The sequence below is a fragment of the Dactylosporangium sp. NPDC051087 genome (assembly GCF_055586325.1).
The window spans coordinates 126,538-153,166 of the sequence record NZ_JBVJIJ010000016.1 but is presented as its reverse complement, the minus strand read 5'-3'; the positions used below and the strand labels follow the sequence as shown (position 1 = coordinate 153,166).

The 26,629-nt window shown below is 73.1% G+C and carries 28 protein-coding genes and 4 tRNA genes; 15 read left to right on the top strand and 17 right to left on the bottom strand.

Annotated elements, in window-relative coordinates:
* Window positions 1-306: 306 nt before the first annotated feature.
* Window positions 307-1,806, bottom strand: coding sequence for a DUF1996 domain-containing protein (locus ACZ6TV_RS29500; RefSeq protein ID WP_465300544.1), 1,500 nt, complete (start codon window positions 1,804-1,806; stop codon window positions 307-309).
* Window positions 1,807-2,110: 304 nt separating this feature from the next.
* Here ACZ6TV_RS29500 and ACZ6TV_RS29495 point away from each other — a divergent pair, with 304 nt between their 5' ends.
* On the top strand, window positions 2,111-2,626 hold the full coding sequence (locus ACZ6TV_RS29495) for a hypothetical protein (protein WP_465300543.1): 516 nt from the start codon (window positions 2,111-2,113) through the stop codon (window positions 2,624-2,626).
* Window positions 2,627-2,675: 49 nt separating this feature from the next.
* On the opposite strand, the gene ACZ6TV_RS29490 is transcribed toward ACZ6TV_RS29495, so the two are convergent.
* Window positions 2,676-2,748 (bottom strand) — tRNA-Gly (locus ACZ6TV_RS29490).
* Between the two features lie 82 nt (window positions 2,749-2,830).
* On the opposite strand from ACZ6TV_RS29490, the gene ACZ6TV_RS29485 reads away from it, so the two are divergent.
* From ACZ6TV_RS29485 to ACZ6TV_RS29470, 4 genes are all read left to right on the top strand, one after another.
* Complete coding sequence (locus ACZ6TV_RS29485; protein ID WP_465300668.1) at window positions 2,831-3,880, top strand: CapA family protein; 1,050 nt, start codon at window positions 2,831-2,833, stop codon at window positions 3,878-3,880.
* A 100-nt stretch (window positions 3,881-3,980) separates the two neighbouring features.
* Window positions 3,981-4,053 (top strand) — tRNA-Gly (locus ACZ6TV_RS29480).
* A 17-nt stretch (window positions 4,054-4,070) separates the two neighbouring features.
* Window positions 4,071-4,141, top strand: a tRNA-Cys gene (locus tag ACZ6TV_RS29475).
* Between the two features lie 34 nt (window positions 4,142-4,175).
* Window positions 4,176-4,247 (top strand) — tRNA-Val (locus ACZ6TV_RS29470).
* Window positions 4,248-4,330: 83 nt separating this feature from the next.
* Here the strand turns inward: ACZ6TV_RS29470 and ACZ6TV_RS29465 are convergent.
* Entirely contained in the window at window positions 4,331-4,489 is a 159-nt protein-coding gene (locus ACZ6TV_RS29465; protein WP_465300542.1) for a hypothetical protein, read from the bottom strand.
* Between the two features lie 41 nt (window positions 4,490-4,530).
* On the bottom strand, window positions 4,531-5,553 hold the full coding sequence (locus ACZ6TV_RS29460; RefSeq protein ID WP_465300667.1) for a tyrosine-type recombinase/integrase: 1,023 nt from the start codon (window positions 5,551-5,553) through the stop codon (window positions 4,531-4,533).
* Window positions 5,554-5,866: 313 nt separating this feature from the next.
* Between ACZ6TV_RS29460 and ACZ6TV_RS29455 the strand changes: the two genes are divergently transcribed.
* The gene (locus tag ACZ6TV_RS29455; protein ID WP_465300541.1) at window positions 5,867-6,223 is read left to right on the top strand and encodes a hypothetical protein; all 357 of its coding nucleotides are present in this window, start codon (window positions 5,867-5,869) and stop codon (window positions 6,221-6,223) included.
* Between the two features lie 161 nt (window positions 6,224-6,384).
* On the top strand, window positions 6,385-6,969 hold the full coding sequence (locus tag ACZ6TV_RS29450; RefSeq protein ID WP_465300540.1) for an SMI1/KNR4 family protein: 585 nt from the start codon (window positions 6,385-6,387) through the stop codon (window positions 6,967-6,969).
* A 3-nt stretch (window positions 6,970-6,972) separates the two neighbouring features.
* Here the strand turns inward: ACZ6TV_RS29450 and ACZ6TV_RS29445 are convergent, their stop codons facing one another.
* Both ACZ6TV_RS29445 and ACZ6TV_RS29440 read right to left on the bottom strand, forming a co-directional pair.
* A complete protein-coding gene (locus ACZ6TV_RS29445; RefSeq protein ID WP_465300539.1) occupies window positions 6,973-8,682 on the bottom strand; it encodes a CehA/McbA family metallohydrolase domain-containing protein in 1,710 nt (569 codons plus the stop codon).
* 55 nt (window positions 8,683-8,737) lie between these two features.
* Window positions 8,738-10,330, bottom strand: a complete 1,593-nt coding sequence (locus ACZ6TV_RS29440) for a diguanylate cyclase domain-containing protein (RefSeq protein ID WP_465300538.1) — start codon at window positions 10,328-10,330, stop codon at window positions 8,738-8,740.
* Between the two features lie 288 nt (window positions 10,331-10,618).
* On the opposite strand from ACZ6TV_RS29440, the gene ACZ6TV_RS29435 reads away from it, so the two are divergent.
* Genes ACZ6TV_RS29435 through ACZ6TV_RS29425 form a run of 3 tightly spaced genes read left to right on the top strand, consistent with a single transcriptional unit; the run spans window position 10,619 to window position 14,300 of the window.
* A complete protein-coding gene (locus tag ACZ6TV_RS29435; protein WP_465300537.1) occupies window positions 10,619-11,227 on the top strand; it encodes a hypothetical protein in 609 nt (202 codons plus the stop codon).
* A complete protein-coding gene (locus tag ACZ6TV_RS29430; RefSeq protein ID WP_465300666.1) occupies window positions 11,227-12,024 on the top strand; it encodes a PP2C family protein-serine/threonine phosphatase in 798 nt (265 codons plus the stop codon). Before ACZ6TV_RS29435 ends, ACZ6TV_RS29430 begins: the two co-directional genes overlap by 1 nt.
* 53 nt (window positions 12,025-12,077) lie before the next feature.
* The gene (locus ACZ6TV_RS29425; protein ID WP_465300536.1) at window positions 12,078-14,300 is read left to right on the top strand and encodes an Hsp70 family protein; all 2,223 of its coding nucleotides are present in this window, start codon (window positions 12,078-12,080) and stop codon (window positions 14,298-14,300) included.
* Between the two features lie 8 nt (window positions 14,301-14,308).
* Here ACZ6TV_RS29425 and ACZ6TV_RS29420 read toward each other — a convergent pair whose 3' ends face one another.
* Window positions 14,309-14,722 carry a GntR family transcriptional regulator gene (locus ACZ6TV_RS29420; RefSeq protein WP_465300535.1) on the bottom strand — a complete coding sequence of 138 codons (414 nt, stop codon included), beginning with the start codon at window positions 14,720-14,722 and terminating at the stop codon, window positions 14,309-14,311.
* 40 nt (window positions 14,723-14,762) lie between these two features.
* The gene (locus tag ACZ6TV_RS29415; RefSeq protein WP_465300534.1) at window positions 14,763-15,359 is read right to left on the bottom strand and encodes a TetR/AcrR family transcriptional regulator; all 597 of its coding nucleotides are present in this window, start codon (window positions 15,357-15,359) and stop codon (window positions 14,763-14,765) included.
* 70 nt (window positions 15,360-15,429) lie between these two features.
* Between ACZ6TV_RS29415 and ACZ6TV_RS29410 the strand changes: the two genes are divergently transcribed.
* On the top strand, window positions 15,430-16,038 hold the full coding sequence (locus ACZ6TV_RS29410; RefSeq protein WP_465300533.1) for a (2Fe-2S)-binding protein: 609 nt from the start codon (window positions 15,430-15,432) through the stop codon (window positions 16,036-16,038).
* 19 nt (window positions 16,039-16,057) lie between these two features.
* Here ACZ6TV_RS29410 and ACZ6TV_RS29405 read toward each other — a convergent pair whose 3' ends face one another.
* From ACZ6TV_RS29405 to ACZ6TV_RS29385, 5 genes are all read right to left on the bottom strand, one after another.
* Window positions 16,058-16,813: a zf-HC2 domain-containing protein gene (locus ACZ6TV_RS29405; RefSeq protein ID WP_465300532.1), complete on the bottom strand. Its 756-nt coding sequence runs from the start codon at window positions 16,811-16,813 to the stop codon at window positions 16,058-16,060.
* The gene (locus tag ACZ6TV_RS29400; RefSeq protein ID WP_465300531.1) at window positions 16,810-17,319 is read right to left on the bottom strand and encodes a sigma-70 family RNA polymerase sigma factor; all 510 of its coding nucleotides are present in this window, start codon (window positions 17,317-17,319) and stop codon (window positions 16,810-16,812) included. The genes ACZ6TV_RS29405 and ACZ6TV_RS29400 overlap by 4 nt, the downstream gene beginning before the upstream one ends.
* 152 nt (window positions 17,320-17,471) lie before the next feature.
* Window positions 17,472-18,191 (bottom strand): YcnI family protein, encoded by a 720-nt coding sequence (locus tag ACZ6TV_RS29395; protein WP_465300530.1) that lies wholly within the window; start codon window positions 18,189-18,191, stop codon window positions 17,472-17,474.
* An 88-nt stretch (window positions 18,192-18,279) separates the two neighbouring features.
* Window positions 18,280-18,726 (bottom strand): vitamin K epoxide reductase family protein, encoded by a 447-nt coding sequence (locus tag ACZ6TV_RS29390; protein WP_465300529.1) that lies wholly within the window; start codon window positions 18,724-18,726, stop codon window positions 18,280-18,282.
* Between the two features lie 2 nt (window positions 18,727-18,728).
* Window positions 18,729-19,595, bottom strand: a complete 867-nt coding sequence (locus tag ACZ6TV_RS29385; RefSeq protein ID WP_465300528.1) for a DUF929 family protein — start codon at window positions 19,593-19,595, stop codon at window positions 18,729-18,731.
* A gap of 257 nt (window positions 19,596-19,852) precedes the next feature.
* On the opposite strand from ACZ6TV_RS29385, the gene ACZ6TV_RS29380 reads away from it, so the two are divergent.
* The 4 genes from ACZ6TV_RS29380 to ACZ6TV_RS29365 all read left to right on the top strand — a co-directional run bounded on the left by ACZ6TV_RS29380 (window position 19,853) and on the right by ACZ6TV_RS29365 (window position 22,570).
* Window positions 19,853-20,668: a cyclase family protein gene (locus tag ACZ6TV_RS29380; protein ID WP_465300527.1), complete on the top strand. Its 816-nt coding sequence runs from the start codon at window positions 19,853-19,855 to the stop codon at window positions 20,666-20,668.
* A gap of 25 nt (window positions 20,669-20,693) precedes the next feature.
* Window positions 20,694-21,212, top strand: a complete 519-nt coding sequence (locus tag ACZ6TV_RS29375) for a M15 family metallopeptidase (RefSeq protein ID WP_465300526.1) — start codon at window positions 20,694-20,696, stop codon at window positions 21,210-21,212.
* Between the two features lie 19 nt (window positions 21,213-21,231).
* Window positions 21,232-21,678: a hypothetical protein gene (locus ACZ6TV_RS29370; RefSeq protein ID WP_465300525.1), complete on the top strand. Its 447-nt coding sequence runs from the start codon at window positions 21,232-21,234 to the stop codon at window positions 21,676-21,678.
* Window positions 21,679-21,739: 61 nt separating this feature from the next.
* Entirely contained in the window at window positions 21,740-22,570 is an 831-nt protein-coding gene (locus ACZ6TV_RS29365) for a ComEA family DNA-binding protein (RefSeq protein WP_465300524.1), read from the top strand.
* A 55-nt stretch (window positions 22,571-22,625) separates the two neighbouring features.
* Here the strand turns inward: ACZ6TV_RS29365 and ACZ6TV_RS29360 are convergent, their stop codons facing one another.
* The 4 genes from ACZ6TV_RS29360 to ACZ6TV_RS29345 are packed head-to-tail and all read right to left on the bottom strand — an operon-like array spanning window position 22,626 to window position 26,541.
* Window positions 22,626-23,267: a LutC/YkgG family protein gene (locus ACZ6TV_RS29360; protein ID WP_465300523.1), complete on the bottom strand. Its 642-nt coding sequence runs from the start codon at window positions 23,265-23,267 to the stop codon at window positions 22,626-22,628.
* Entirely contained in the window at window positions 23,264-24,772 is a 1,509-nt protein-coding gene (locus ACZ6TV_RS29355) for a LutB/LldF family L-lactate oxidation iron-sulfur protein (RefSeq protein WP_465300522.1), read from the bottom strand. The genes ACZ6TV_RS29360 and ACZ6TV_RS29355 overlap by 4 nt, the downstream gene beginning before the upstream one ends.
* Entirely contained in the window at window positions 24,769-25,506 is a 738-nt protein-coding gene (locus tag ACZ6TV_RS29350) for a (Fe-S)-binding protein (RefSeq protein WP_465300521.1), read from the bottom strand. The genes ACZ6TV_RS29355 and ACZ6TV_RS29350 overlap by 4 nt, the downstream gene beginning before the upstream one ends.
* 3 nt (window positions 25,507-25,509) lie before the next feature.
* Window positions 25,510-26,541, bottom strand: coding sequence for a LacI family DNA-binding transcriptional regulator (locus ACZ6TV_RS29345; RefSeq protein ID WP_465300520.1), 1,032 nt, complete (start codon window positions 26,539-26,541; stop codon window positions 25,510-25,512).
* Window positions 26,542-26,629 lie beyond the last annotated feature (88 nt).

The following is a 26,629-nucleotide window of genomic DNA, read 5'->3' as shown; positions in this document are numbered from 1 at the left end:
CTAGGATTCCCACACTCGATTGTTGGCTGCCTTCCCCCCCCCCCCCCCCCCCCCCCCCCCCCCCCCGGTGCGATCAGCGGCGGCACCAGCACCGTCGCCGCCGCCATCCCGGCGGCCACGACCGACACGCCCAGCCACTGCCGGTGCCGGCGGCCGGTCCCTTCGGTCACCTGGTGCTCCTCGTCCGGTCCCGCGACTCCCGGACGGACCCTATGTCACGGCCCCGGCTCCCGGAACCGGCAGCGCCGCCGTCCACCGCCCTCCAACGGACGGCGGCGGACGGCGGCGCTGGTCGCCCTGTGGGGGTCAGGGCAGCAGGTAGTTCTCGTTCAGCACGTACGGCGCGGGCTGCTGGTCGTCGCGGCCGTCGTGCCCGCGCGGGTCGCACTGCCGGGCCGCGACGATGCACCCGTCGACCATCGCGGCGAGGGTCCGCTCGTCCCACGCGTTCATGAAGTCGTAGTGGAACGTCGGGCCGGCGCCGCTGGTGAAGCGCACCTTCGACATGTCACCGTTCACCGGCCACGCCATCTTGAACTCCAGCTTCGGCACGGCGACCGGGTGGCTGTCCGGGCAGACCCAGCCCGACGCGGTGTGCGTGTCCACCGGGTACACGATGTGGCTCTGGTGGTCGGGGGAGTCCAGGTGCAGCCCGTCCCAGCAGCTCGGCGCCTGGTAACGGATGTTGAGCTTCACGTCCCGCGCCGCCGAGCAGGTCGCCGGGATGTTCTTGTTCTTGTAGCTGTTGCCGCACTCGAAGCCTTCCTCGGTCGCGGCGAGGAACTTGTCGGCGTCGGTGTTCTTCGCGTTGCCGACGACGAAGCGCAGCCCCTTCGGGAACGCGCGGACGCTGCGGTAGTCGGTCACGCCGGCCTTGTAGTAGATGACCTGCAGGCCCTCCGGGTTGACCGCGGTGTCGCCGTTGAGCAGCGTCGGCATCCAGTACGCGGACAGGTCGCCCTTCGCCTTGCAGGTCGTCTGCCCCTTCGACAGCGACTCGATGGTCGTGTTCGCGTTCGTGGTGGTGTTGCCCATGAACGTGTGCAGGTGCGACGCCCCGGGCAGGCCGGGGAAGACGATCGGGTCGTCGGCGAGGTTGGTCCGGCTGACCGAGCAGTTCGCCTGGAACTCGTGGAACCCGCCCTTGTTCGGCGGCACCTCGTGCGACGCCTTGACGTTCGTCACCGGGTTCGGCGCCTTGATCCAGCCGGCCGCCCCGCTCGTGCCCGCCGGGCTGCTCGGGCTCGCCGGCGGCGCCGGTGTCCCGCTCGCCGGCGCGGTCCCCGTCCCGGGTGCCGAGCCCGACCCGTACACCTGGAACTCCCACAACGAGAAGCCGTATCCGCTGGACCGTTTGGTCCCGAACATCCGCACGTAGCGGCCGAAGCCGCTCACGGGCAGCGTCTGCACCCCGCCGGTGCCGCTCGTCGTCGTGTACAGCGTGCGCCAGGCCGACCCGTCGACGGACACCTGCAGCTCGAACGCGGTGGCGTAGGCCCGCTCCCAGTTGAGGACGACCTTGCCGACCGCGACGGACGCGCCGAGGTCGACCTGGATCCACTGCGGGTCGCTGAACGCGCTCGACCAGCGGGTCTTCGGGTCGCCGTCGACCGCGGCCCGCGCCTGGTAGCCCTGGCCCTCCAGCGACGACGCCGTCGCCGGCTTCCCCTGCGACAACGGCCGGTCGTCGGCGCTGGCCAGGTGCAGCGGCCCGGTCGCGAACCAGCCGAGGAAGCCGGCCAGGGCGACCGCGACGCCGGCAAGAATGAACCGCCGCGACCGCGGCGCGCCTCGAAGGGATCTCATGCACGTCTCCTGTGGATAGCGTTGCTGGAACCGCCGCCTGCGAAGCTAACGGCGATCCCGGCGCCGCGCCTGAGCCCAAAGACCCAGACCGCTTCGAGCGGCAGGTCGTCTTGACATCGCTCGTCGCCGCTGCGCAGACCTCTTTCACGAACCAATTGGTGAAAGCAGTCTGGAGTGATCGAGTTCCGCATCGACCGGCGTTCGGGTGTGGCGACATACCTGCAGCTGGTCCACCAGACCAGGCACGCGCTCCGGCTCGGGCTGCTGCAGCCCGCGCCCGCTGAGTTTCGTCGCCCACGGCCGCATGACCACGCCCGGGTTCGAGACGCAGGGCGTCGTGGTGGTGGCCTACATCCTGCTCGCGATCGCCGTCGGCGCCACGGCCGGCCTGCTGTGGCGCGACACGGTCGCCGCCATGGCCCTCACCATCGCCTGCTACCTGGTGCTGCTCATCGGTGTCGCCGCCGCGGCCCGGCCCAACTACGCCGACCCGGTCGAGCGCCGCGGCACGGTCGCCGAGGGCAACGCGATCGGCTCGCAGAGCGGCCGCAGCCTGGTCCCGGACGACGCCTGGCGGGTCGGCTCCGCCTACTACAACGCCGCGGGCGTCGCCGTCGACTTCGACCCGTCGTCCTGCAAGAGCACCGACGGCACCATCGAGACGTGCCTCAACCGGCAGCAGATCGCGACCATCAGTGCGTCGTTCCACCCCGACGGGCAGTTCTGGCGGTTGCAGCTCGCCCAGTCGCTGATCTTCCTCGTCGCGGCGGTGTCGCTGCTGACCCTCGGCGCGTGGGCGCTGCTCAAACGCCTCCTGTGACGCGAAATGGGACCCGCTGCGGCGGGTCCCATTGGCGTTTGTAACTCTGAGCGGACGACGAGATTCGAACTCGCGACCCTCACCTTGGCAAGGTGATGCGCTACCAGCTGCGCTACGTCCGCGTTGCTGTTGAGACTCTAGCGCATCGTCGTGTGGTGTTCACCGAGGGGGGCGGTCACCCGATAGCGTGACTTCGTGAGACGCATGACGTTCGCGGTGCCGCTGCTCGTCCTCGCAGGTGCCGCCGCCTGCACGGCCACGGCGGCGCCGTCCGCGCCGGCCCCCTCGGCGTCTTCGAGCGCCTCGCCCCCGCCGCCGCCGTCCCCCGCGCCGGTCGACCTGACGCTCGTCTTCGCCGGCGACGTGCACTTCATGGACCGCACCGCGAAGCTGCTGAAGGACCCGGCGACCGCGTTCGGCCCCATCGCCGGGCAGCTGTCCGCGGCGGACCTCACGATCGTCAACCTGGAGACCGCGATCACGTCCAGGGGCACCGAGGAACCGAAGACGTACCACTTCCGCACCACACCCGTCGCGATCGACGCCCTGAAGGCGGCCGGGATCGACGCGGTCAGCATCGCCAACAACCACACCCTCGACTACGGCCGGGTCGGGCTGCTCGACACCCTCGACGCCCTCCACGCGGCGTCCTTCCCGGCGTTCGGGGCCGGCGCCGACGCCGACGCGGCGTACCGCCCCTGGCTGACCACCGTCCGCGGCGTGAAGATCGCGGTGCTCGGCTTCAACCAGGTCGGCGAGCTCGCCTCCAGCTGGGCCCCCGGCCCCGCCAAACCCGGCATCGCGATGGCCTTCGACACCGCCCGCGCCACCGCCGCGGTCACCGCCGCCCGCTCCCAGGCCGACCTCGTCATCGTCTTCAACCACTGGGGTGACGAAGGTAATAGTTGCGCCAACAACGCCCAGAAGGCCTTCGCCGGCAGACTCTCCGCCGCCGGAGCCGACCTCATCATCGGCGCGCACGCCCACACGCTGCAGGGTTCCGGCTGGCTCGGCCCCACCTTCGTCGCCTACGGGATGGGCAACTTCCTCTGGTACGGCACCTCCAAGAGCACCGAGACCGGCGTCCTGCGGCTCACGGTCAGGGACCGCACCGTCACCAAACGGGAGTTCCTCCCGGCCGTCGTCTCCGACACCGGCCGGCCCACCCTGCTCACCGGCACCGCCGCGACCAAGCTCAGCCAGCGGTACGACAGCCTCCGGACCTGCGCGGGCCTGGCCGCCCAACCAGGATGACCACACCCCGACGCGCCGGATCCGGATACCGGTTTGGCATGACGGATGGAGGTCGGCTAGAGTTTGCATCCGTCGCCGGGTGCGGGATTGGCCAGGCGGTGCGGACGTAGCGCAGCTGGTAGCGCATCACCTTGCCAAGGTGAGGGTCGCGAGTTCGAATCTCGTCGTCCGCTCGGGAATAGGTGACCACGGTGGGGTGGCCGAGAGGCGAGGCAACGGCCTGCAAAGCCGTGTACACGGGTTCAAATCCCGTTCCCACCTCGAAAGGCCCCACCCCGGTGAGGCACCACAGCTAGGGCGATTGGCGCAGTGGGAGCGCGCTTCCTTGACACGGAAGAGGTCACTGGTTCAAACCCAGTATCGCCCACGCAGGTCAGAGGGCCGGTCGACACAGTCGACCGGCCCTCTGCTTTTGCCTGAGTGCCCAACTGAGTGCCTGAGCATCTGGCCTCAGCGGCACATGAACCCGGGCACTTGCTCAACCCGGCCATCTCCCCGGTCGATACACAGCACGCTGGCTTCATGATCGATCCAGTAGCTTTGGCCAGCCGCAACGAAGACCGGCTGATCGAGCACGAACCAGCGGTCCACCCTGTTCAGCAGGATCATGCGCTCGGCAACGACTCGACCTTTCACCGATTCCTCTGCCCTCAGGTCAGCTTTCCGGCGTTCGGTACCTCATTGTCGGCTGGACCGAAAATCTTGTCCATGGCGACCGCCCCGTTCAAGAGGACCGGGCGGAGCTCGTGGCGGTAGACCGCCTCGGTGACCCGCGTGCCGGCATGACCCATGAGATCGGCGATCTCCTCGATCCGCATTCCCCCGCTGGACAGCAGCGACACGAAGCTGTGCCGTAGCTCGCGCGGCGTCCAGTTGTGATCCGTCAGCCCGGCCTTCCTGGCGACTGCCCGGAAGGCGCGCCGCACGTTGGCCGCGTCGAGCGCCGCGCCGCTCGACGTCGAGAACACCAGGTCGGTCTCCCGCCAGTCCGGCCGGTCCTTGCGCTGCTTCGCCTGGTGCGCGGTGAGCGCCACGACGCACCGGGCAGGGATGGCGAGAGTGCGCCGGGACTTCTTGGTCTTGGTGTCCCCGCCAGCCCGGACCGACCGCCACACCTGGATGGATGGCGGGATTGGCGGGTCGACGTCGTCCAGGCCGACGAGGTCGACGTGCGCCCAAGTCAGCGCCCGCAGTTCCTCGGTTCGCGCGCCGGTCAGCAGGGACGTCACGATGTACGCCTCTGCCGGCGCACCCTTGGCCGCGTCGAGCAGCGCGCTTGCCTGCGCGAGCGTGAGCGACCTCGACGGGCGGCCCGGTTGCCCGGTCGGCACGCCGCACAGCGCCACGACGTTGGGCTTCACCTTGTCCCGGGCCATGGCCCTGGTGATTGCCCGGTTGAGGTAGTTGTGCAGGTTCTGCAGGGTCGCCGTGCTGAGCGTCTTGGCCTTGGTGGCTAGCCACTTGTCGATGTCGCTCGCGCTCAACACGCGCAGCTTCCGGGCGCCCAGGTCGGGGATGATGTGGGTGTTGCGCATCCCCGTGCACTTCGACGCGGTCGCCTCTGACCGCCCGTTGAGGCCGTAGGTCAGCCAGTCCCGGACCGCGTCGGCAACGGTGTAGTTCTGCGGCGCGACGGCGAGGCCGTCTTCGTGGTCGCGGAGCACCTCCTTCAGCTTTCTCGTCGTGGGTTGGTCGGGTGTGGTTGGCGGTCTTTGTTTCGTGCCCGTCTCGTCATCGGGGGCATTGGCGTCCGGAAGTTGATGGTCGGGCTTCTTCAATGGTGGGTGCCGCTTTGTTGATGCGCGTATGCCAACGGCCGGGCGGTCCTGATCCCGTGGTCGGGCGTGGAGTCCACGACGGTCCGCGGTCGGTCCGTTAGGCGTCGGCGGCTTTCCGTAGCATCAACCGGTATGACGGCGTGGGGTGGTCGGATCAGCCGTGGGTGAGGCGCGGCTCACGAGGCGGTGCGACGACTGCGGCGGCTCGATGCGGTTGTATCTCTCGCAGTTCGTGTTTCACGGTGGGATCGAGTGGTCGGTCCATCGCCGGTGTGACGACTGCGGGGTTGAGACGGACGAGTGCGGGCGGGGTGATACGCCTGAAGCGCTGCGGGCGGCGCTCATCGACCAGTGTGGACCTGCGCGGCTGCGGGTCGACGACGTCGTGTCGCGTCCGGTGCGGGTTCGGTTGATGAAGGTGCTGCGGGACGGCGGTGCTGGGGTGGCCGAGGCCAAGGAAGCGTTGGAGCGGCTCACCGGCGAGGGCTTGACCGGCACGTACGCGGAGATGCAACTGCTGGCCGAGCGGCTCGGTGCCGCCGGGGCCACACCGAGCGTGACCTGAACGGCGGCGGGCTGGGCGGGAGCCAGAGCGGGTTCGAGACGCCGGCGACGTGTCGTTCCTCAGGCGGACCTGGCCGCAGCGTGACCGGCGACCGGCGAGTCGCCAGCTCGCGGGTGCGGCGTTCGGTCACCCGGTGCTGGAGTGTGTCGCAGAATGTAGCCGTGGTGGCGGGCGTGGAGCAGTCCTGGGCGCGCATCGTGCGGTGGCTGTCGGTCAACGCGCCTGGGCACGTCGATGACATCGCGCCGCCGGCGGGCGCGCAGGTGATCGAGGACGTGGAGCGGGCCTTGGGCGTGCTGCTTCCCGACGATCTCAGACGGTGGTGGCTGCTGGCCGACGGCATCAGCGGCATGCTGCTGTGTCTGCCTCCGGGGTGTACGCCGTGTTCGGCCGCCGGCGCCCTGCGCGACAGCCGGATGCGCCGGGACGGTTGGCGCGAGATGGGCGAGAGCACGGCCGCTGACGGCCCCGCCGGGGAGTCGTCGCTGGCCTATCTCGACCTGTTCCTCACGATCGCCCAGGACCATTGCGGCGGCTATCTCTACGTGGACCTGCGGGACGGCCCGAGGAGAGGCGGCGTCGGTTACTGCTCCGGCGAGGAGAACCACGACGAACCGGTGTGGGACGGCACCGCGCACCTGCTCGAGTCCGTCGCCGACGCCATGGACGACGCGGTGCCATGCATGTACGACCAGTGGCTGCCGGAGCCGGACCCGCTCTTCGGGGTGGGGTGGCGCGAGGCCTGACGCTCAGTAGGGGAGGGCGCGGCGGCGGGCCGGGGGGATCGGGGTCGAAGGTGGTGCGGGCAGGAGCCAGAGCGGGTTCGAGACGCCGGCGATGGTGTCGTTCTTCAGGCGGACCTGGGTGCGGACGTACGAGCCCGGCTGCAGCGTGACCGACGACAGGTCCGCCTTGACCGTCGTGGACGGGGTGAGGCCGGGGCCGAGCTTTCCGACGACGGTTTCCAGGTGGGCGCCCTTCGGGAGCCTGGTCGCTGTGACGTCGACCTTCACCGGGGTCTTGCCGACCAGGACCGCGCCCATGTAGGAGATGCCGGCGACGCGGAGGTCCATGGCGCCGCGGTACGAGACGAGGTCGGTGAACCAGGCGGCGCCGGCGGACAGGGCGCGCAGGAGGTCCGCGCGGTCCTTCGACGGGGACCAGACGTGGCTGACGAAGTGCTCCTCGTTCAACGTCCAGTCGGTGGCGTCGTGGTCGTCGCTGGAACCCAGGGCGGTGAAGAACACGCCGTTGCGGGCGGCCACGTCGTACACCCACAGCAGGTCCTTGAACGGGTCGCGGCCGATCTCGACGAGGTCGACGCCCAGGGCGTGGCGGGTGACGAGGAGTTTCGCGAGCTCGTCGCGCTTCGTCACGTCGAGGGGGTGGTTCCAGCAGACCAGGCCGCCGTGGGCGTGCAGCCAGGTGACCATGGAGGCCAGGAGCTCGGGGTCGTTGTCGCGCAGCGGGGGGCTGGGGAAGGACGGCAGGGTCAGGTCGCCGCCGAACCAGTTGAGGTGGCGGACCATCGAGATCTCGAGGGCGCGGAACTGGGTCACGTCCGGGTGGCGTTTCGCGACCGCGGCGAGGACCTCGGCGCGCAGTTGTTCGCCGGCCTGGCCGCTCCGCCGGGCGCGGGTGAAGACGAGACGGTCGACGACGAAGCGGGCCTTGCGGACCTCCAGGGCGAGGCCGGTGAGGGCGTTGTCGGCGGCGACGATGTCCGGCCACAGCACGGCGATGTCGTCGCACAGCTTGAAGGTCAGCGTCTGCCACGCGCCGGGTTTCGCGGGCAGCCGCACCGTGCCGACCGATCCGTCCGCCGCGTGGGTGGCCTTGCCGGCGCCGCCGATGTCGTACCGCAGGTGCAGGATCCCCTTGCCCGGGTGGTCGGACAGCTGGACGTCCAGGGTCAGGGCGCCGCCGGTGAGCTGCTCGGGCAGGACGTCCAGGGTGAGCGTGGTGTCGGCGACGCAGGCGTTCGCCATCGCGTTCCAGGCGACGCCTTCGAGGCGCAGCGAGCCGTCGCCGGAGGCGGCCAGCCGCAGCGCCTTGCCGGTGGGGCCGTCGCCGGGGGAGCGGGGCGAGGAGACGAAGGCGGCCGTGTGGGCGCCCGGCTTGCCGGTGACGTGTTCCTTCCACGTCCACGCCATGCCGTGTTCGGGCTCGGAGGCGCCGTCGAAGTGCACGGCCTGCCGGTGCCCGGCCGCGGCGATGCGGAAGTCGTGGTCGGTCCACCAGATGACGTCGACCTTGTGCTTGCGGGCCTGCTCCACGTGCGCGGAGTAGCTGGCGAGTCCCTCGCTGAACGGGCCGTGGATGTGCGTCGCCATGCTCACCGGCGACAGCGGCGGCGGGGCGGCAGACGCGGATGCGGATGCCCTGGACGGGACGGACAACCCGAGGGCGGCGGCCGCCAGCAGGACGCCGCGCCGACTCACCACGGTTGCGTGATCCACCCCTCCGACGGTGCCCCTCCACCGGGCCCACCCGCAGGTGAACCGGAAAATCCGCTCACTGCGCCAGCACGGCCCGGCCCTTGCCGGTGGTCTTCGCCCGGTACATGGCGGCGTCGGCGGCCCGCACGATGTCGTCGACCTCGGCGCCGGGGTCGTTGAGGGCGACCCCGACGCTCGCGGTGACCGTGACGAGGGTGCCGCCGGCGTCGATGGGGCGTTCGACCTCGGCGACGATCCGGTCGGCGGCGACCTGCACGTCGGTGCGGGTGGCGAGGTCCTCGGCGACGACCGCGAACTCGTCGCCGCCGAAGCGGGCGACCGTGTCGCCGGTCCGCAGGCACGCCGTCAGGCGGCGGCCGACCTCCCGCAGGACGGCGTCGCCGGCGGTGTGGCCGAGGGTGTCGTTGACCTCCTTGAAGCCGTCGAGGTCGATGAACAGCACCGCGAGGGGGCGGCCGGAGCGGGCGTGGGTCCGCAGCGCGTGGCCGACCCGCTCGTAGAACAGGACCCGGTTCGCCAGGCCGGTCAGCGGGTCGTGGAACGCGAGGTGCCGCAGCTCGCCCTCGCGTTCCCGGAGGCGGGCCTCGGTCTCCCGGCGGCGCTCGATGTCCAGCCGCAGCGCCGCCGTGGCCGCGTCGACCTGGGACATCGCGCGGTTGCGGGCGCCGGCGAGGATGCCGACGAGCCCGGCGAGCAGCAGCGTGATCACCGCACCGGCCGCGAAGGTCAGCTCCGGCATCCGCCGGTCGGTGGGGGTCAGCAGCTCGTACGCCGGTGTCACCAGCAGCCGCCAGGACCGCTGTCCGACCGGCAGGACCCGGTCCCGGCGCAGCGAACCGTCGCCGCTGCCGGGCGCCGGAAGGACCGCGATCACCTTGCCCTCGCTCAGCTGTACACCGACGGCACCCCGCGCATGGGTCCGCAGGGTCTCCGCCAGGAAGTCCCCGCCGCGGACCCCGAGGACGAGCCAGCCGCGGAACCCGCCGGCGTCGGGGGTGCCGTGCTGCGCGAAGACCGGCACCGCGAGCGAGAACGACGTCTGCCGGCGCTCCACCGGCAGGTTCTGGTCCTTGAGCAGCACGTACGGCTCGCTGAGCGCGAAACCGCCGGTCCGGCGGGCGGTGCCGAGGACCTCGTTGAGGGCCGGCGCCTGGCTGAGGTCCCGGCCGGCGACCGACTGCCCGTCGAGGCTGCGGTTGAGCACCACGAGGACGTGCTCGGTGCCGGAGCCGACGGGCAGCAGGGTGAGCCCCGTCGCGCCCTGCCCCCGCCAGTACGCCTGGACCGCAGGCACCTCGGCGTCCGCCGCCGCGACCGCGAAACCGAGACCGCTGAGCCCCGGCAGGCGGTCGCGGGTCAGCCCGGAGGTGATCGCGGCGAAGTCGTCGGCGGTCAGGTCGGACTGGGCGCCGAGGGACGCGGCGAGGTCCGTGGCCAGGTCCCGGTAGTTCTCGACCTGGTCGGTGACCGCCACGCCGATGTCGTCGGTGTAGCGGTCCATCAGCCGGGCGGCGTGCCGCTGCTCGACCCGGGACACCGTCACGGCGCCGCCGGCGGCGACCGCGAGGCCCGCCACGAAGACGGCGGCGACCAGCGCGAACCCGGCCCAGCGCCGCCGACGGGCGTCACGACCAGGTTCCGGCGTCACACCCGCAAGATCGACCGGCCGGGTACGAACCTGCGGGCTTTCGGGGGGTCCGGCAGTCTACGAGCGGGAGGGGCCGGCGGTGGTAGTCTCATCGGGCCGTTCTTCCGGTGCGTTCCGGTGCCGGCCGGCGCCACCCGCACCCTTGCCGGGATCGAGCCGCCAGCCGGTGCCCCTGGCAGACCGAGCCGACGCATCCAAAGGTGCTGACGTCTCGCGAAGCGCATGACTTTCGCGTCCGGGCCGGGCGATCATGCAAGTGCACGGGACACGAGCACCAGAAGGAGGAGCATGGCCGACACCACCTTGTGCACGTTCGCGGAGCTCGAGTTCCTGCTCCGCTCCGCCGCCGGGCCCGGCGGCGAGCGCGCCGCCGCCATGGACGACGTCCGGCGCGGGCTCGCCCTGCAGCCGGAGGCGGCCACCGACATCGTCACCGCCGCCGGGGTCGCGTCGCTGCTCGCCCGCGGCCTGTGCACCGACGACGGCGGCAGCGTCGTGCCCGGCCCGCTCGTCCTCGGCGCCGTCGCCGCCCTGTCGACGCTGCACACCACGACCGAGGCGGCCGGCTCCGCCGGCGACCGCACCCTCCAAATGCACCTGTTCAGCGGCACCGCGGCGCGGCTCGCCGTCTACCCCGGGCCGTTCGGGCTCTTCGGCATCGAGGCCCTCGACCCGGCCGAGCCGCTCGCGTCGCCCCTCGCCCGGTTCGTCGACCGGTGCACCGCCGGCGACGGCGAGGCCGCCGTCGTGATCAGGCCCGGGTTCTCCGTCGCCCGCGCCGCCGACGGCACGTGGCTGCTCGCCGCCGAAGGCTCGGCGCCCGTCCCGGTCGCCCGCGAGGACGTCATCGCCGCCCTGGTCGAGCGCTTCGGCGCCGAGGCCGCGGTGAGCGCGTGATGGCGGCGGTGCGGGCGGGAGCCGCCAGCGACGTCGGCCGGGTCCGCCGGCGCAACGAGGACAGCGCGCTCGTCGCCGACGGTGTGTTCGCCGTCGCCGACGGCATGGGCGGCCACGCCGCCGGCGACATCGCCAGCGCGCTCGCCGTCGAGGCGCTGCGCCGGCTCGCCGACCGCGCCGAGCGGACCCCGCAGGACGTCCACGACGCGGTCGCCCGCGCCAACGCCGACATCCTCGCGTCCGCGGTCGAGCATCCGGTCCGCACCGGCATGGGCACCACCCTCACCGGCATCAGCCTCGTCCTCGACGGCGACGTGGAGCGGTGGGCCGTCTTCAACGTCGGCGACTCCCGGGTGTACCGCTTCGCCGGCGACGTCCTCACCCAGCTCACCATCGACCACACCGCCCCGGAGAGCGTCACCCGGCGGCGCGGCGTGATCACCAGGGCGCTCGGCACCAGGCCCTCCCCGGACGCCGACCTGTGGGTGCTGCCGCCGGTGCCGGGGGAGCGCTTCGTCGTCTGCTCCGACGGGCTGTCGCTGGAGCTCACCGACGACGAGATCGCCGCCGTCCTGCGGGCCGAGCCGGTCGCGCAGGCCGCCGCGGAGCTCCTCGTGCACCGGGCCGTCCTCGCCGGCGGCCGGGACAACGTCACCGCCGTCGTCGTCGACCACCTCACCACCGCGGGCGAGGACACCGGGTCGTTCACCCGCGGTGCGCACGCCGCCCCAGAGGACGAGGACGACGACCCCGGCGGCGTGCTCACCGACCCGCTCGGCATCCACACCGGCCACTGACCTCCTGCGGATCCAGGGTGTCGCCGGCGCGGCCCGGCTGACACCATCGTGCGATGCATCTCGCGATCGACCTCGGCACGGACTGCACCGTCGCCGTCCTCGGCGACGGCGGCGGGCGGACCGTGCCGTTGCTGTTCGACGGCTCGCCGCTGCTGCCGTCGGCGGTGCACCTCGACGTCGCCGCGGGGGTCCTCGCCGTCGGCGGCGACGCGGTCCGCGGCGGGACGACCGACCCCGACCGGTTCGAGCCCCACCCGAAGCTGCGCGCCGCCGAGGAGACCGTCGTCCTCGGCGGCACCGGCATCCCCGTCGTGCACCTGCTCGCCGCGGTGCTGTGGGCGGTACACGCGGAGGCGCTGCGGCACACGGGCGGCACGCCGCTGCACGAGGTCGCCCTCACCCACCCCGCGTCCTGGGGCACCCACCAGCGCGGCGCCCTGCTGACCGCGGCGTCGATGGCGGGCCTGCCGGCCGCCCGGCTCGTGCCGTCACCGGTCGCGGTCGCGGCGGCGCTGACCGGTCACGTCCAGGACGCTTCGCAGCGGTGTCCCGTCGTGTACGAGCTCGGCGCCGCCACCTGCGAGGTCGCCGTCGTCCGGGCCGGGACGGGCGGGCCGCGGATCGTCGCCGCCGCGGGCCTGGCCGGGGCCGGCGGGCACGCCGTCGACGCCGCGATCGCCGGGCACCTCATCGCGGCGACCCCCGGCGGCGGGCACCTCACGGCCGCCGACCGGCGGCGGGTCCTCGACCAGGCCAGGCGCGCCAAGGAGATCCTGTCCGCCGGGACGCCCGCCGTCGTCCGCGTCGCGGGCCGCGGCGACGTGAGCCTGACCCCCGCGGACCTGGAGCGGATCGCGACGCCCGTGCTGCGTCCCACGGCCGAGCTGGCGCTGCGGACGATCCGCGCCGCCGGGGCCGCCGGGGAGGAGGTCGCCGGGGTGCACCTCGCGGGCGGCGCCTCGCTGATGCCGCTCGTCGCGACGCTGCTGCACCGGGTCGCGGGGATCGTGCCGGTCGCCGTCGCCCACCCGAAGCTCGCGGCCGCCGAGGGCGCCCTCGCGATCCTGACCGCCACCCAGACCGGCTCCGGTCCGGGTTCCGTCGCTGCCCCCGGCCCCGGCCCCGGCCCTGGTCCTGGTCCGCGGCCCGCGGTCCCCGGCGCGGGTCCGGACGTCGCCGCCGGCGCCGGTCCCAGCGCCGGCCCGGTTCCCGCCGACGGCCCGGACCCCGGTCCGCATTCCGCCGCCGCGGACTCCGGTGCGCCGTCCGCCGCCGTCCCCGGTGGGCCGTCTGTCGCCGTGTCCGGTGCGCCGTCCGCTGCCGTGTCGGGTGCGCCGTCCGCCGCTGTGTCCGGCGCGCCGTCTGTCGCCGTGTCCGCGCCGTCCGCCGCCGTGTCGGGTGCGTCGTCCGCCGCTGTGCCCGGTGCGCCGCCTGCCGCTGTGCCCGGTGCGCCGTCCGTTGCCGAGGGCGGCGCGCATCCTGTCGCGGGCGCGGTCGGATCGCGGGACGTTGTCGCGGCGCCGGGGGCGCAGGCCGTGGCTGGGCTGGCGGTGGCGGCGCGGCCCGTCCTGCTCCACGCCGCGCCGGTGACGGCGCCGGAGCAGGCCGGAGCGGACGGCGGCCACCTGTGGGACTGGATGCCGCTGCCGGGCACGCTGGTGCCGGGCGGGGTGTGGCGGGACGCGCCGTTCCAGCCCGTGCTCATCGGCCTGCCGTCCGGCAGCGGGTGGACGATCCGGGCCAGGTTCGTCGAGCCCGACGAGACCGTCTTCCTCAGCCGCGGCGGCGGCCCGCTGCTGTTCCGCAGCGTGGAGGGGCTGTGCGAGTACCTCGGCGACGACGACGGCCACGAGCTCGCCGCCCTCGACGGGTGGCCGTGGGCCCGGGACCGGTTCGTCACGCTGGTCAGCAACCTCGGCGGCGAGCACCCCGGCGACCACTCCGGCGACCACTCCGGCGATGAGGAGCAGGTCGACCTGGACCTGGTGCTGTACAACCTCGGGTTCGAGCCGCGGCAGTGGAAACCGGACCTGCTGATCGCCGCCCGGGACCTGGTCGCGGAGCTCGCCGACGCCTACGAGCTCACCGACGTCGGCGCGCACCTCGCCCCGGGCGGCCTGCTCGACGCCGTCGACGGACTGCTGCGGCACGCCGACCGGACCCTCGCCGGCAGGTCCGCCCGCCGCGGCCTCGACGCCCTCGACCCCGGCCCGGTCCGCTGGACCTGGCACACGATCGTCACCCGCCTCGACAGCGTCGCCGCCTGGGCGGACTGACCGGGCGGTCACCGCAGGCGGATGCCGATCCGGTCGGCGGGGTGCAGCTCCTCGCCGGTCGGGGTGCGCACGACGAGGACCGGGACACCCTCGGACAGGTTGAAGCGTTCCCGCTCCTTGCGGGTCGGCATCCTGGCCCGGACGACGGCGTCGGCGGGGACCTCGAGGACCTCGTCGGGGACGCTCAGCGGGCCGCGGGTCGCCCTGGCCGCCGCCGGCCCGACCCGGATCGACTTGTCGGGGGCGAGGAACAGCAGGCCTTCCCGCCTGAGCACGGCGATGCCCTTGAGTGCCGTGTCGCGGCCGACGTCGTGCTCGTGGGCGATCGTCGCGGCGCTCGGGATCAAGGCTCCAGGGCGCAGCGTCCCGGCCATGATCTGGTCCCTGAGGGCGTCGGCGACCCGCTCGTACCGTGGCGGCATGGGCTGACTGTAGCCAATAGGCCACAGGTGGCAAAAGACGTCAGGCGGCGCCGAGTGCCCGCAGCGCGAAGTCGGTGACCTGACGGGCCGCCGCCTCCGCGCCCTCCGGTGCGGGATCGGCGGCCATGCGCTCCTGGAACGCCGTATACAGCGCCGCGGTGATCGTCCGCGCGTCCGCGTCGGGATCGGCCCACGGCAGCGAACCGTCGGCGCGGCCCCGCTGCAGGATCGCCGCGACCGCCGTGTGGTGCGCGGCCGTCATCCGGGCCCGCTCCGCGACATAGCCGGCGGTGCCCATCAGCTCGCCGCACGACATCGCCAGGACCCGCCGCCTGCCCCGGCTGTCGGCGGTCAGCGACAACATCCCGGAGATCCAGGCCCGCAACGCCTCGGGCGGGGTCGCGGCGGCGGCCGCGGCCGCGGACAGCTCGGCGTGCACCCGGTCGCTGTCGCGCCGGAACATCGCCAGCAGCAGCGCGTCCTTGGAGCCGAAGTGCCGGTAGAACGCCCGCGTGGACAGGCCCGCGGCGGTGAGGACCCCCGTGACGGACAGACCGCCGCCGCCGGCGTCGACCAGGCAACGGTAGGCGGCATCGATGATCCGCGAACGCTCACCGGTGTCTGCGGTCACGGACATCAGCCCATGCTATCGCGGGTCCGGCCGCCGACGCGGTCGACGACGCCGCCCGGTGCACTAGGCTGCGCGGGTGAACCCGTACTTCGTCTGGGAGGACTTCACGCCCGGCGACGGGTGGCGGCCGTTCACCGAGCTGCTCGACCCGGCCGTCGCCGCGGAGCGGGTCGCGGTCGCGCGGGAGACGCTCGTGACGATGTTCGGCCTTGACCCGGCGGTGGTGCCGGTGCGGGTCGTGGCATCGGTGACGTTCCTCGGCGTCGCGTCCCGGCTGGTGGCCCCGCCGCTGGCCGCACCACGCTTCCCGCGGCCCTCGCAGCTGTACTGGAAGCCCGTCCCCGGCGGCCCCTGGCCGATGGCCTGCGACGCGCCACGGGGCGAGGGATCGTTCCGCGACGACATCCTGCTGGGCCTGGTCGAACCGCTCCTGGCGGTGTTCCGGGCCGAGTTCCGGCTGTCGCCGAAGGTGCTGTGGGGCAACGTCAGCTCGGCCCTCGCCGGCGCGGCCGGCCAGCTCGGCGACCCGGCGGCCTGGGCGACGGTCGCCGGGCTGCTCGACGTCGCGCCGCTCGCCGGCACCGCCGACCTGACCGGCCGGACACTGCGCCGCCGCAACTGCTGCCTGTACTACCGCATCCCGGGCGGCGGCACCTGCGGCGACTGCATCCTCAGGACGCCCTGACCCCGGCGGTCGCGGCGGGTCAGCGCTGGGCGGCCGTGCCCAGGAGGTGGCCGTCGTGGTCGGAGACGGTGACCTTGTCGACGTTCGGGAGTTGGATGGAGCTGGCGCCCGTCACCCGGGCCGACGCCGACGTGGTCCGGCCCCAGCACGCCGCCTGCTCCTCCTGCCCGCCGCGCCCGACGACGCGGAGCACGAACGGTCCGTCGCCGGGCAGGCCGGTGACCTCGAGCGCCACCGACACGCCCCACTGGCGCGGGGTCAGCGTCGCCCGGCCCGACAGGGCGCTGCCCGCGGCGGCGGTGAACTGGACCACGGTGCCGGCCGGAGCGGAACCGCCGCCGGAGGGCGACGGCTGCTGCTGCACGGCCGGTAGCTGGCGTTGCGGGGCGCCTTCCCGCGGTGCCGGAGCGGACCGCGGCCAGAGGAACGACCCGGCGGCGACCAGGACGACCACCGCCGCCGCGCCCACGAGCAGGCCGGCCCGGCGCCGCTGGTCGCGGGGGGAAGGCCGGCGGGCCCGGCGCAGCAACGCGTCGAGACCGCGCTGCGACGGCGGCTCCAGAGGCGCGGGCGGTGGGTCGGCCGGCAGCCGCTGCAGCAGCTCGGCCACCGGGGCGAACCGCTCGACCTCGGCCCTGCAGGCGGGGCAGCCGCTCAGGTGCGCGTCGACGCGTGCCTGGTCGTCCCCGTCGAGCCCGCCGAGGACGTACCCGCCGATCAGCCGGTGCACCGCCTCGTGCGTGCCGTCGTCCGCGCCGCGGTCCGGGGTGGTCATCGCAGCACCCCCATCTCCTCGAACACCGCGCGCAGCGCCCGGACCGCATAGTAGGCGCGCGACTTCACGGTGCCCTCGGGCACCGACAGGCGGCGGGCGGTGTCGGCGACGGTGCGGCCGTCGTAGTAGACGGACTCCACGACCTGCCGGTGCTCGACGGACAGCCGGTCCAGGGCGGCCCTGACCAGCCAGCCCTCCACGAGGTCGTCGACGTTGCCGGCGTCGGCGACAGCGGCGATCGCGTCGGGGTCGTCGACGAGCCGGGGGCGGCGCTGGTCCGCCCGCCACGCGTTGCTGACCACGTTGCGCGCGATCGTCAGCAGGTACGCCCTGGTGGTGTCCCGGCTGACGTCGATGCGCCCGATGTGCTTCCAGGCGCGCAGCAGGGTCTCCTGGACGAGGTCCTCGGCACGGTGGCGGTCACGTTCGTACCGTGACACGAAGCCGAGCAGCACACCGTAATGCTCGGTGTACAGCGCGGTCATCAGCTCCTCGTCCCTGGTCAACCGGGTCTCCCTCGTCGGCGCGGGTCCTCCTGAGGTGTACCCCACCAGACAGTTGCGGGTTCAACCACCCGGGGGACGGAGAATCTTCGCGGCGACCGGGGACGCGGCGCGCCGCCCGGGCCACCCGGGAGGGCGGCCCGGACGGCGCCGGATCAGGCGGTGGGGCGAGGACCGGCGCGGCGGAACGCGAGGACGGCGACGACCAGGCCGGCCAGGCCGAGGACCAGGCCGGCGACGCCGAGGCCGATGGCCGTGCCGTCACCGCCGTCGTCCTTCGCCCCGGTCGCGGTGGCCGCCGGTGCGGAGGCGCCGGCGGCCGGGGTGGCGGTGTCGGTCTTCTTGGTGAGCTTCAGGACCGGGGCGGGGTGCTCGGCCTCGGCACCCGCGGCGGGCTCGTCGATCCAGCGGACGACCTCGCCGGTGGAGTACGTCTGCAGCGCCTTGAACACGATCTGGTCGGTGACCGGCAGCGGGCCGAGGGAGACGTCGAACTCCTGGAACTGGTGCGGCTTGATCTCCGCGCCGGCGCCGGCGGTCCAGGTGATCTTCGAGACGGCGTCGGTGATCTCGCCGTCGTCGGTCTTGATCGGGGTGGCGAGCTTGCTGTTCTCGGCGACCGCCGTCCAGCCCTGGACCGGCTTGAGCGACACCGACGCGATCGGTTTGTCGGTCGGCAGCGCGATCTCCACCTTGGTGGTGGACGCGTCGTCGCGCTCGTTGGGCACCCGGAACGTCACCTTCGTGTAGCCGCCCTGCGTGGCGGTGCTCGGGTTGACGGTGACGTGGGCGGATGCGGCGGCGGGGAAGGCGAGTGCCGCGGCGGCGGCCGCGGCGACGGCGACACCCGCGCGGACCACGTGGGTCAGGCGCATGATGCGGGCTGTCCTCTCGGAGGCAGGAACAAGGTCGACGGGTAGTCGTCCGGGGAGACCGGAAAGTTCCGGCGGCCGTGCGGAAAAATCAGGAAAGATCCGCCGGGTCCGCGTACGCCGTGCCCAGGGCCGTGACCGCGAACAGCCCGACCGCCAGGACGTGCACCGCCGTGCACCACAGGCAGATCGCGTCGAGGGTGAAGAGCTCCGCGTAGACGAGCCACATGACGAACAGCACCCCGACCCCGGTGGTGGCCAGGCGGACCAGCCGCACGTCCCGGCGCGGCATCCGCCACAGCGCCGACATGGCCAGCATCGCCACGAAGTACAGCAGGCCGAGGACGGCGACGGGCACCCCGAACACGGTGGACTGCTCGCTGGTGGTGACCTTCAGGCAGTTCAGCGCGCCCGTGTCGGGGCAGGCCAGGGTCGTCGAGGACGTGAAGTGCTCATACGTCAGGTACACCGACACGGCCAGGCCGAGCACGGACAGCACCAGCGAGGTGGGCGGCACCCACCGCTGCACCAGAGTCATGCTCACACCTTTCCCTGGAAGACGGTCACGGCCTGGGTGGTGCAGACGTTCGCCGGCTTGCCGCCGGTGATCTTGCACAGGACGGCGGTGATCGCGTTGGCGTTGCCGCCGATCGCCTTGGCGATCTCGCTGGACGGGTCGGACAGGGCCGTGGCGACCTGGTCCGCGGTCATCCCGGCGAGCAGCTCCGGGCTGAACGACGCGCCGGAGGTGATCGCCTGGTTCGCGAAGTCGACGAACGGGATCGACCCGGCGGACTTCGCGTCCACGTACGGCGGGGCGTTGAACTGCTGCACGAGCTGCGCCTGCTGGGGCGTGAGCTGGTCCAGCGGCGTGTACGAGTTGCCCTTGCGGGTCCGGCTGCTCGTCTCGACGCCCTGGAAGGTGAGCAGGTCGCTGGTGTACGAACTGCCGTGGAACGACACGGTCGGGGTGTTCGGGTACACGTCGTCGGACGCGGACGCCGAGATCGCGAGGTCGGTGAACGTCCCGAAGCGGGACAGCGCGACCACCACCGGCCAGCGCTGCGCGGCGCAGAACGGGCAGTACTCGGCGCCGACGTACAGCACCAGGGGCTTCCCGCCCTCGGTGAGCACCTGCTGCCCGGTGACGGCCTTCGGCAGGACCTCGGCCGAGCCGGTGCCGATCTGGTCGAGGGTCGCCGGCGGCACCGAGGTCACCTTCGCCACGATCGCCGCGGCGGCCTCACCCGTCGGGAACGCGGCGGGCGGCGCCTGCGTGCCCGAGCCCGCACCGGCGAGCTTCGCGACGATCATGACCGCGAACACGACCAGGACGGCGGTGATCGCGGCTGTCGCCCGGCGCATCCGGCCCTGCCGCGCGGTCGCCCGCTCCTGGATCAACCGCATCTGTCGCGCGTACTCGCGCGAGTCCCGCTGGCGCTTCGACACGCGCAACCCCCCACTCGTCTGCCTGGTTAGTCGTCCGGAACCCGCACACGGTTCCCTTCCCGGCTGACTTTAGGCAGTGCGGCGGGTGTCGCCCTGGGTCGAAGGTCCCGCCACGCCGGGTAGGACGGCAGATCTTGCGCCGGCAGGTGTACGGGTGCAAGGTGACATGCGGCACCTGGCCGCAGACCCAGAGCACGGATGCGAGGGGGACCGACATGCAGCGACGACACCTGCTGGCCGCGGCCGCGGGCGGTGCGGTGGCCGGCACCGCGGGCCTGGCCACGAGCGCGTCGGCGGCGCAGAGCGGGGGAGCGGCGTTGAAGCCAGGAAAGACCCGGCTGATCAGCCTGTCCCACGTCAACGACCCGGCGACGACCAACCTGTACCCGGGCGACCCGGCGTTCGAGCTGGAGACCATCGCCACCATCGAGAACGACGGCTACTACCTGCAGTTCGTCCGGGAGGGCGAGGCGACCGGCACCCACTGGGGCGCGCCCGGGCACTTCAACGCCGGCGAGCCGCTCGCCGACGACCTCGACCCGAACGACCTGTTCCTGCCCGCGGTCAAGATCGACGTGCGGGACAAGTGCGCCCGCAACGCCGACTACGCGCTGAGCATCGACGACGTCAAGCAGTGGGAGCGCCGGCACGGCCGCATCCCCGACGAGTCGATGATCATCATGTGGACCGGCTGGGAGTACAAGTGGGGGACCGACGCCTTCCCCAACCTCGACGCCGACGGGGTCCTGCACCAGCCGGGCTTCGCCCCGCAGACGGTCCAGTGGTTCATCGACACCGGCCGGATCGGGCGCAACGGCGGCACCGGCATCGACACGTTCGGCCCCGACCTGGGCTCCGACCCCGACTTCCTGGCCTCGCTGCTGGTGTACCGGCGGCACCGGATCAGCCTGGAGATCCTCGCGAACCTGGCGAAGTTCCCGGCGACCGGCGGCTCGATCCTGTGCGGCGGCTTCATCAACGCGAAGGGCTCGGGCTCCACGGCGCTCATCTACGGGGTGCTGCCGAACTAAAGTCTCGCCTCCGGGTGCCGATGCGGTGCGTGTGGAAGGCATCACCGGCATCGCCACCCGGATGGCAGAGATCCGCTACCAGCTCTCGGCGTTCACCGCCCAGACGGCCGCCCCGGAGGCGTCCTCCGGCGCGTCGTTCGCCTCCGCCCTGGAGTCGGCCGGCTCGCTGCAGGGCCGCTACGAGAACGGGAAGATCCCCGTCACCGCGCTCGCCGAGGTCGGCTCGACCGGGCACCGCCTCGCCGCGCCCGCCGCGACCGCCCTCACCAGCCTGCTGAAGGCGGCGCAGCGCGACGGCGTGACGATCGGCATCACCGACTCGTACCGCAGCTACGACGAGCAGGTCGACCTGGTCCGCCGCAAGGGCCTCTACTCGCAGGGCGGCCTGGCCGCGAAGCCCGGCACCAGCGACCACGGCTGGGGCCTCGCCGTCGACCTCGACCTCGACGCGAAGGCGCAGGCCTGGATGCGGGCCAACGGCTCCCGTTACGGCTTCACCGAGAACACCCCGCGCGAGCCGTGGCACTGGAAGTTCACCGCCTGACTGCGGCTACCCTTCCGGCATGGTGCTGTTCCTGCTGCTCACCGTGCATCTCGGTCTCGCCGCCATGTGGTGCGGGTCGATGGGGTACAGCCTGGTCGTGGTCCAGCCGAAGGTGGCCCGCTTCGGGTTCGACGACGACCGCCTGGAGGAGTTCCTGACGCTGCTCGCCCAGGGCAACCGCTGGAAGGTCGTCCCGATCGTCGCGGTCCTGCTGGCGACGGGCGCCGGCATCCTGGCCGTGACCGGCGACGCGCGCTTCGTGCTGGTGCTGCTGCTGTACTGCGCGGCCGCGGCCGTGTTCGCCGACGTGTCCTGGCGGCACTGGCCGGCCCGGGTGTTCGCGCTGCCCGAGGAGCGGCCCGCGTTGCGCCGCGCCCTGAAGCTGCGGGCGTGGACGATGCTGGTCCTCGTGGCCACCGCCTTCACCACGGCGCTCGCGGCGACGACATGGGCCGCCGCCGGGTGAGCGCCGCTGTTAGGGTTTCGCGGGGCGACCCGCGTCGATGCGTCGCCGTCTGGAGGGACTGATGCATCCCGCACCCGCCCGCCCGGGGTTCGGCTGGAAACTGCTGAACAGCTGGTGGCTCCTCATCCCGATCCTCGGGGTGGGCTGCCTCAGCGGCGTCGGGTTCGTCCTGATCGGCCTGCGCGCCAGGAAGCCCGGCTGGTGGGGCACCGGCATCGCCTACCTGGTGGTCGAGACCGGCCTGTTCATCGCCTCGGACCGGGTGCTGGGCGGCACCGCCGAGGAGGTGAGCGGCCCGGTCGCCACGGCGTGGGGGCTGATCTGGTTCGGCAGCATCCTGCACGCGTTCGTGCTCAACATCTTCTGGCTGCGCTGGCTGGAGCAGCGCTGGACGGCGACACAGGCCGGCCCGGCGCCGTACGGCTCACCCGCGGTCCTCGGCGGCGCCGGGCCCGGCCCCGCCGGGTACGGGTCGCCGGCCGCGTTCGGCTCGCCGGTCGGCCCGGCCGTGCCGTACTCGGCGGTGCCCTACGCGGGGTCGCCGAGCACCGCGTCGGCCGGGTTCCCGGTCCAGCCGCCGCAGCAGTACCACCAGCAGCATCAGCGGCAGGGCGGGCCGCAGTTCCCGTCGACGTCGACGACGCCGTGGCCCGCCGCGACCCCCTGGTCGCCGAACACCCCCGCCGCGATCGACGTCAACCTCGCCGACGCCGGGCAGCTCGGCACCCTGGAGGGCTTCGACGCCGCCCGGACCTCCTACGTCCTGACCGAGCGGCACCGCCGCGGCGGCTTCACCAGCCTGGCCGACTTCGCCGCGACCGCGCAGCTGACGCCCTACCAGTTCGAGCGGATCCAGCACCGGCTGACGCTGACGCCGCCGCGGCCCTACTAAGGCGTGTTTGGTCAGTGGATGCCGGGCTGCTCCGACCCCACCCACCAACCACGCCTTAGCGCACGATCAGCACGACCAGGGTGCGGGGACCGTGGACGCCCTCGACCCGGTTGAGCTCGATGTCGCTGGTCGCGGACGGGCCGCTGATCAGCGTCAGGGGCCGGGCCGGGTCGAGCCGGGCCAGCAGGTCCGGGACGGCCGGGACGACCTGGTCGGCGCGGACCACGCAGTAGTGCCGGTCCGGGACCAGGGTGATCGCCCGCCGGCCCTGGTCGGGGCCGCCGTCGAGGGCGATCGTGCCGGTCTGCGCGCACGCCGCCGCGCACGCCGTGACCACGCCCGCGAACCCGTCGAGCTCCGCCGCGCCGAGCGTCCCGTCGTCGACGGTGAACCCGCCGCCGTCACCGGTCCCGCCGAGCCAGCCGCCGGGCAGGGCCGGCGGCACGATGAGCCGGCCGCCGGGCGGCAGGGTGGCGTCCAGTGCGGCGCGCAGGTCACCGGCCAGGTCCGCGGCGGTCGTCCTGATCACCGTCGCCTGGTAGTCCACCAGCCGGTCGACGAGCAGGTCGAGCAGCTCGTCGGTGCCGGCCGCCGTGGCCCCGGCCCGCCGGTAGTCGCGCGGCACCTCCGGCACGACCGGGTCGGGTCCGAGGGCGGCCCGGATCCGGGCCAGGACCGCGGCGCGGGCCTCGCTCATCGGCCGTCCTCCTCGACGCCGGGACCGGCGGGCCGGGCGGGCGCGGCCGGACGGGAGCGCCACCAGTCGCGGAACGTCTGCGCGGGTGGCCTGGGCAGGTCGCGGGTCGCCGTCCACGCCGACATCGGCGGCGGCAGCGCCGTGATCCGGTCGTCGCGGCGGCCGAGCAGCCGCCCGATCCGCAGCAGCTTCTCCGCGCGCCGGAACCTGCCGGGTCGCCTCATCACCCACGACACGGCGGCCATCGCCACGGCCTCGGGCGACGGCACCGGCCGGCCGGCGCGCTCCTGCACGTGCCGGCTGCGCAGGTGCACCAGCATCGCCGGGATGTCGATCCGGACCGGGCACGCGTCGAAGCAGGCGCCGCAGAGGCTGGACGCGTAGGGCAGGGAGGCGTTGTCGGCGACCCCCGTCAGCTGCGGGCTGAGCACGGCGCCGATCGGGCCCGGGTACACGGAGCCATACGCGTGGCCGCCGGTCCGCTCGTACACGGGACACACGTTGAGGCACGCGCTGCACCGGATGCAGTGCAGCGCCGAGCGGCCCGCGGGGTCGGACAGGACCGCGGTCCGGCCGTTGTCGACCAGGACGAGATGGAAGTCCTGCGGGCCGTCGCCGGGGGTGACGCCGGTCCACAGCGACGTGTACGGGTTCATCCGCTCACCGGTCGAGGACCGCGGCAGCAGCTGCAGGAACACCTCGAGATCCGTCCAGGTGGGGACGACCTTCTCGATACCCATGACGGTGATCAGCGTCTGCGGCAGGGTCAGGCACATCCGGCCGTTGCCCTCGGACTCGACGACCGCGAGGGTGCCGGTCTCCGCGACCGCGAAGTTGGCCCCGGACACCGCGACCCGCGCCGTCAGGAACTTCTCCCGCAGATACGCGCGGGCGGCCATGGCGAGCTCGCGGGGCTCGTCGGACAGGTCCTGCGCGTGCGGCATGGTGCGGCGGAAGATGTCGCGGATCTCGGTGCGGTTGCGGTGGATGGCGGGCACCAGGATGTGTGACGGCTTGTCGTCGCCGAGCTGCACGATCAGCTCCGCCAGGTCCGTCTCCCACGCGGTGACGCCGCCCTCGGCGAGGGCCTCGTTGAGCCCGATCTCCTGCGTCGCCATCGACTTGACCTTGACGACCTCCGTCGCGCCCGTGGCGCGGACCAGGTCGAGGACGATCGCGTTGGCCTCGGTGGCGTCGCGGGCCCAGTGCACGGTCCCGCCGCGCGCGGTCACCCGCTCCTCCAGCAGCACCAGCAGGTCGGGCAGGCGGGCCATGGTGGCGGCCTTGATCGCCTCGCCCGCCAGGCGCAGCTCCTCCCAGTCGGGGACCTCGGCGACCACGGCGGCCCGCTTGCCGCGGATGGTGCTGGTGGCGTGGCCCAGGTTGCGGCGCAGCTGCTGGTCGCCGAGCGCGACCTTGGCCGCCGCCGGGAAGGGCACGTCGCCGCGCAGCGCGCCGACCCCGCGTGGTGCGTGCACCGGCATGCCCAGGAACACGGAGCTCATGTCGCCGCCAGGATTTCCGCGAGGTGCACGGGACGGGTGCCGGCGCCGGCCTCGGACGACAGCCGCGACAGGCCGCCACCCATGTGCATCAGGCACGACGAGTCGCCGGCCGAGACGACCGTGGCGCCGGTGGACAGGACGTTGCGGAGCTTGTCGCTGAGCATCGCCGCGGACGTGTCGGCGTTCTTCAGCGCGAACGTGCCGCCGAAACCGCAGCACTGGTCGGCGCCGGGCAGCTCGACCAGGTCGATGCCGCGCACCGCGCGCAGCAGCCGCAGCGGGCGGTCGCCGACCCGCAGCATGCGCAGCGAGTGGCAGGTCGGGTGGTAGGTGACGCGGTGCGGATAGTGCGCGCCGACGTCGGTGACGCCGAGGACGTCGACGAGGAACTCCGACAGCTCATAGGTGCGCTCGCCGAGCTCCTCGGCGCGGTGCGACAGCGCGACCCGCCCGGCCCGGCGCGCGACGCCCGCGTGCTGGTGGCGGATCGACCCGACGCACGACCCGGACGGCGCCACGATCGCCTCATAACCGGCGAACGTGTCGACCTGGTGCTCGACGAGCTCGAGGGCCTCGCGCTGATAACCCGTGTTGATGTGCATCTGGCCGCAGCAGGTCTGCGCCTCGGGGAAGACGACCTCGTGGCCGAGCCGCTCCAGCAGCTCGACCGTGGCCCGGCCGACCTGCGGGAACATCGCGTCGGCGAGGCACGTCACGAACAGGGCAACACGCATCGATCACCGCCTTTTCTTCGGTGGCCGGCGGGTGCGGGGCCGGCCGCTCGACTCGCGGACGATCAGCTCCGGCTGGAACACCACGTGGCGGTGCTCATGGCGGCCGTCGTCCTCGATCTCCTCGAGCAGCATGGCCGTGGCGGTGCGACCGAGCTGTTCCCGAGGCTGACGGACGGAGGATAGCGGCACCGCGGCCGCCGCGGCGAACTCGATGTCGTCGTAGCCGACGATCGCCACGTCCTGCGGGACGCGGATGCCCCGCTGGGTGAGGCCCTGCAGCACGCCGAGCGCGACGAGGTCGTTGGCGCAGAAGACGGCCGTCGCGCCGATGACGGCGTCGATCTCGGCCGCGGCGGCCCGCCCGGCGGCCACCGTCAGGTTGGCGGTCGGCACGACCGACAGCTCCGCCTTGCCGGCCACGGCCGCGGCGATGCCGGCGTGCCGCTCGCGGACCTGGGTGATGCTGGCCGGCCCGCCGACGAACGTGATCCGCTGGTGGCCCTGCTCGACGAGGTGCTCGCCGGCGAGCCGGCCGCCGAGGACGTCGTCGACGGCGACCGAGCAGCGGCTGTGCCGCCCCGAGCCGCGGTCGACGAGGACGACCGGGGTGCCGCGCTGGATGAGCTGCTCCAGGCGCGAGTTGGGCCCCTCGTCGACGGGCGTGATGAGCACGCCGCGGACCCGCTGCTCCTCGAGGAGGTCGAGGTGGCGGTGCTCCCGGCCGGCGTCCTCGCCGCTGTTGCAGACCACGACCATGACGCCGTGCTCCTCGGCGGCGGCCTCCGCGCCGCGGACCACGTCGGTGAAGAACGGGTTGGTCACGTCGAGCACGACCAGGGCGATCTGCCGGCTGTGCCCGGCGCGCAGCTGCCGGGCCGAGTCGTTGCGCACGTAGCCCAGCTCGGTGATCGCGTCGAGGACCCGCTGCCGGGTCGTGCTGGCGACCAGCTCGGGGCGGTTGAGCACGTTGCTGACGGTGCCGATGGAGACGCCCGCGCGGCGGGCCACCTCCTTGATGCCGGTCGTGTTGGACATCGATCTCCCGAGATTCCCTGAAACGTGTCAACGCTTGGAGCGCTGTGCCACACGTATCGAAGCGGTAACGCGATTGAAACCCTTGACG

Coding starts and splice junctions, on each gene's coding strand:
- ACZ6TV_RS29345 (WP_465300520.1), bottom strand. CDS start 26,541: ATGTCCAACACGACCGGCATCAAGGAGGTGGCCCGCCGCGCGGGCGTC.
- ACZ6TV_RS29465 (WP_465300542.1), bottom strand. CDS start 4,489: ATGATCCTGCTGAACAGGGTGGACCGCTGGTTCGTGCTCGATCAGCCG.
- ACZ6TV_RS29420 (WP_465300535.1), bottom strand. CDS start 14,722: ATGCCGCCACGGTACGAGCGGGTCGCCGACGCCCTCAGGGACCAGATC.
- ACZ6TV_RS29370 (WP_465300525.1), top strand. CDS start 21,232: ATGGTGCTGTTCCTGCTGCTCACCGTGCATCTCGGTCTCGCCGCCATG.
- ACZ6TV_RS29455 (WP_465300541.1), top strand. CDS start 5,867: ATGCGGTTGTATCTCTCGCAGTTCGTGTTTCACGGTGGGATCGAGTGG.
- ACZ6TV_RS29485 (WP_465300668.1), top strand. CDS start 2,831: ATGACGTTCGCGGTGCCGCTGCTCGTCCTCGCAGGTGCCGCCGCCTGC.
- ACZ6TV_RS29435 (WP_465300537.1), top strand. CDS start 10,619: ATGGCCGACACCACCTTGTGCACGTTCGCGGAGCTCGAGTTCCTGCTC.
- ACZ6TV_RS29395 (WP_465300530.1), bottom strand. CDS start 18,191: ATGCGCCTGACCCACGTGGTCCGCGCGGGTGTCGCCGTCGCCGCGGCC.
- ACZ6TV_RS29415 (WP_465300534.1), bottom strand. CDS start 15,359: ATGTCCGTGACCGCAGACACCGGTGAGCGTTCGCGGATCATCGATGCC.
- ACZ6TV_RS29355 (WP_465300522.1), bottom strand. CDS start 24,772: ATGAGCTCCGTGTTCCTGGGCATGCCGGTGCACGCACCACGCGGGGTC.
- ACZ6TV_RS29405 (WP_465300532.1), bottom strand. CDS start 16,813: ATGACCACCCCGGACCGCGGCGCGGACGACGGCACGCACGAGGCGGTG.
- ACZ6TV_RS29425 (WP_465300536.1), top strand. CDS start 12,078: ATGCATCTCGCGATCGACCTCGGCACGGACTGCACCGTCGCCGTCCTC.
- ACZ6TV_RS29365 (WP_465300524.1), top strand. CDS start 21,740: ATGCATCCCGCACCCGCCCGCCCGGGGTTCGGCTGGAAACTGCTGAAC.
- ACZ6TV_RS29360 (WP_465300523.1), bottom strand. CDS start 23,267: ATGAGCGAGGCCCGCGCCGCGGTCCTGGCCCGGATCCGGGCCGCCCTC.
- ACZ6TV_RS29430 (WP_465300666.1), top strand. CDS start 11,227: ATGGCGGCGGTGCGGGCGGGAGCCGCCAGCGACGTCGGCCGGGTCCGC.
- ACZ6TV_RS29350 (WP_465300521.1), bottom strand. CDS start 25,506: ATGCGTGTTGCCCTGTTCGTGACGTGCCTCGCCGACGCGATGTTCCCG.
- ACZ6TV_RS29495 (WP_465300543.1), top strand. CDS start 2,111: ATGACCACGCCCGGGTTCGAGACGCAGGGCGTCGTGGTGGTGGCCTAC.
- ACZ6TV_RS29500 (WP_465300544.1), bottom strand. CDS start 1,806: ATGAGATCCCTTCGAGGCGCGCCGCGGTCGCGGCGGTTCATTCTTGCC.
- ACZ6TV_RS29390 (WP_465300529.1), bottom strand. CDS start 18,726: ATGACTCTGGTGCAGCGGTGGGTGCCGCCCACCTCGCTGGTGCTGTCC.
- ACZ6TV_RS29380 (WP_465300527.1), top strand. CDS start 19,853: ATGCAGCGACGACACCTGCTGGCCGCGGCCGCGGGCGGTGCGGTGGCC.
- ACZ6TV_RS29385 (WP_465300528.1), bottom strand. CDS start 19,595: ATGCGGTTGATCCAGGAGCGGGCGACCGCGCGGCAGGGCCGGATGCGC.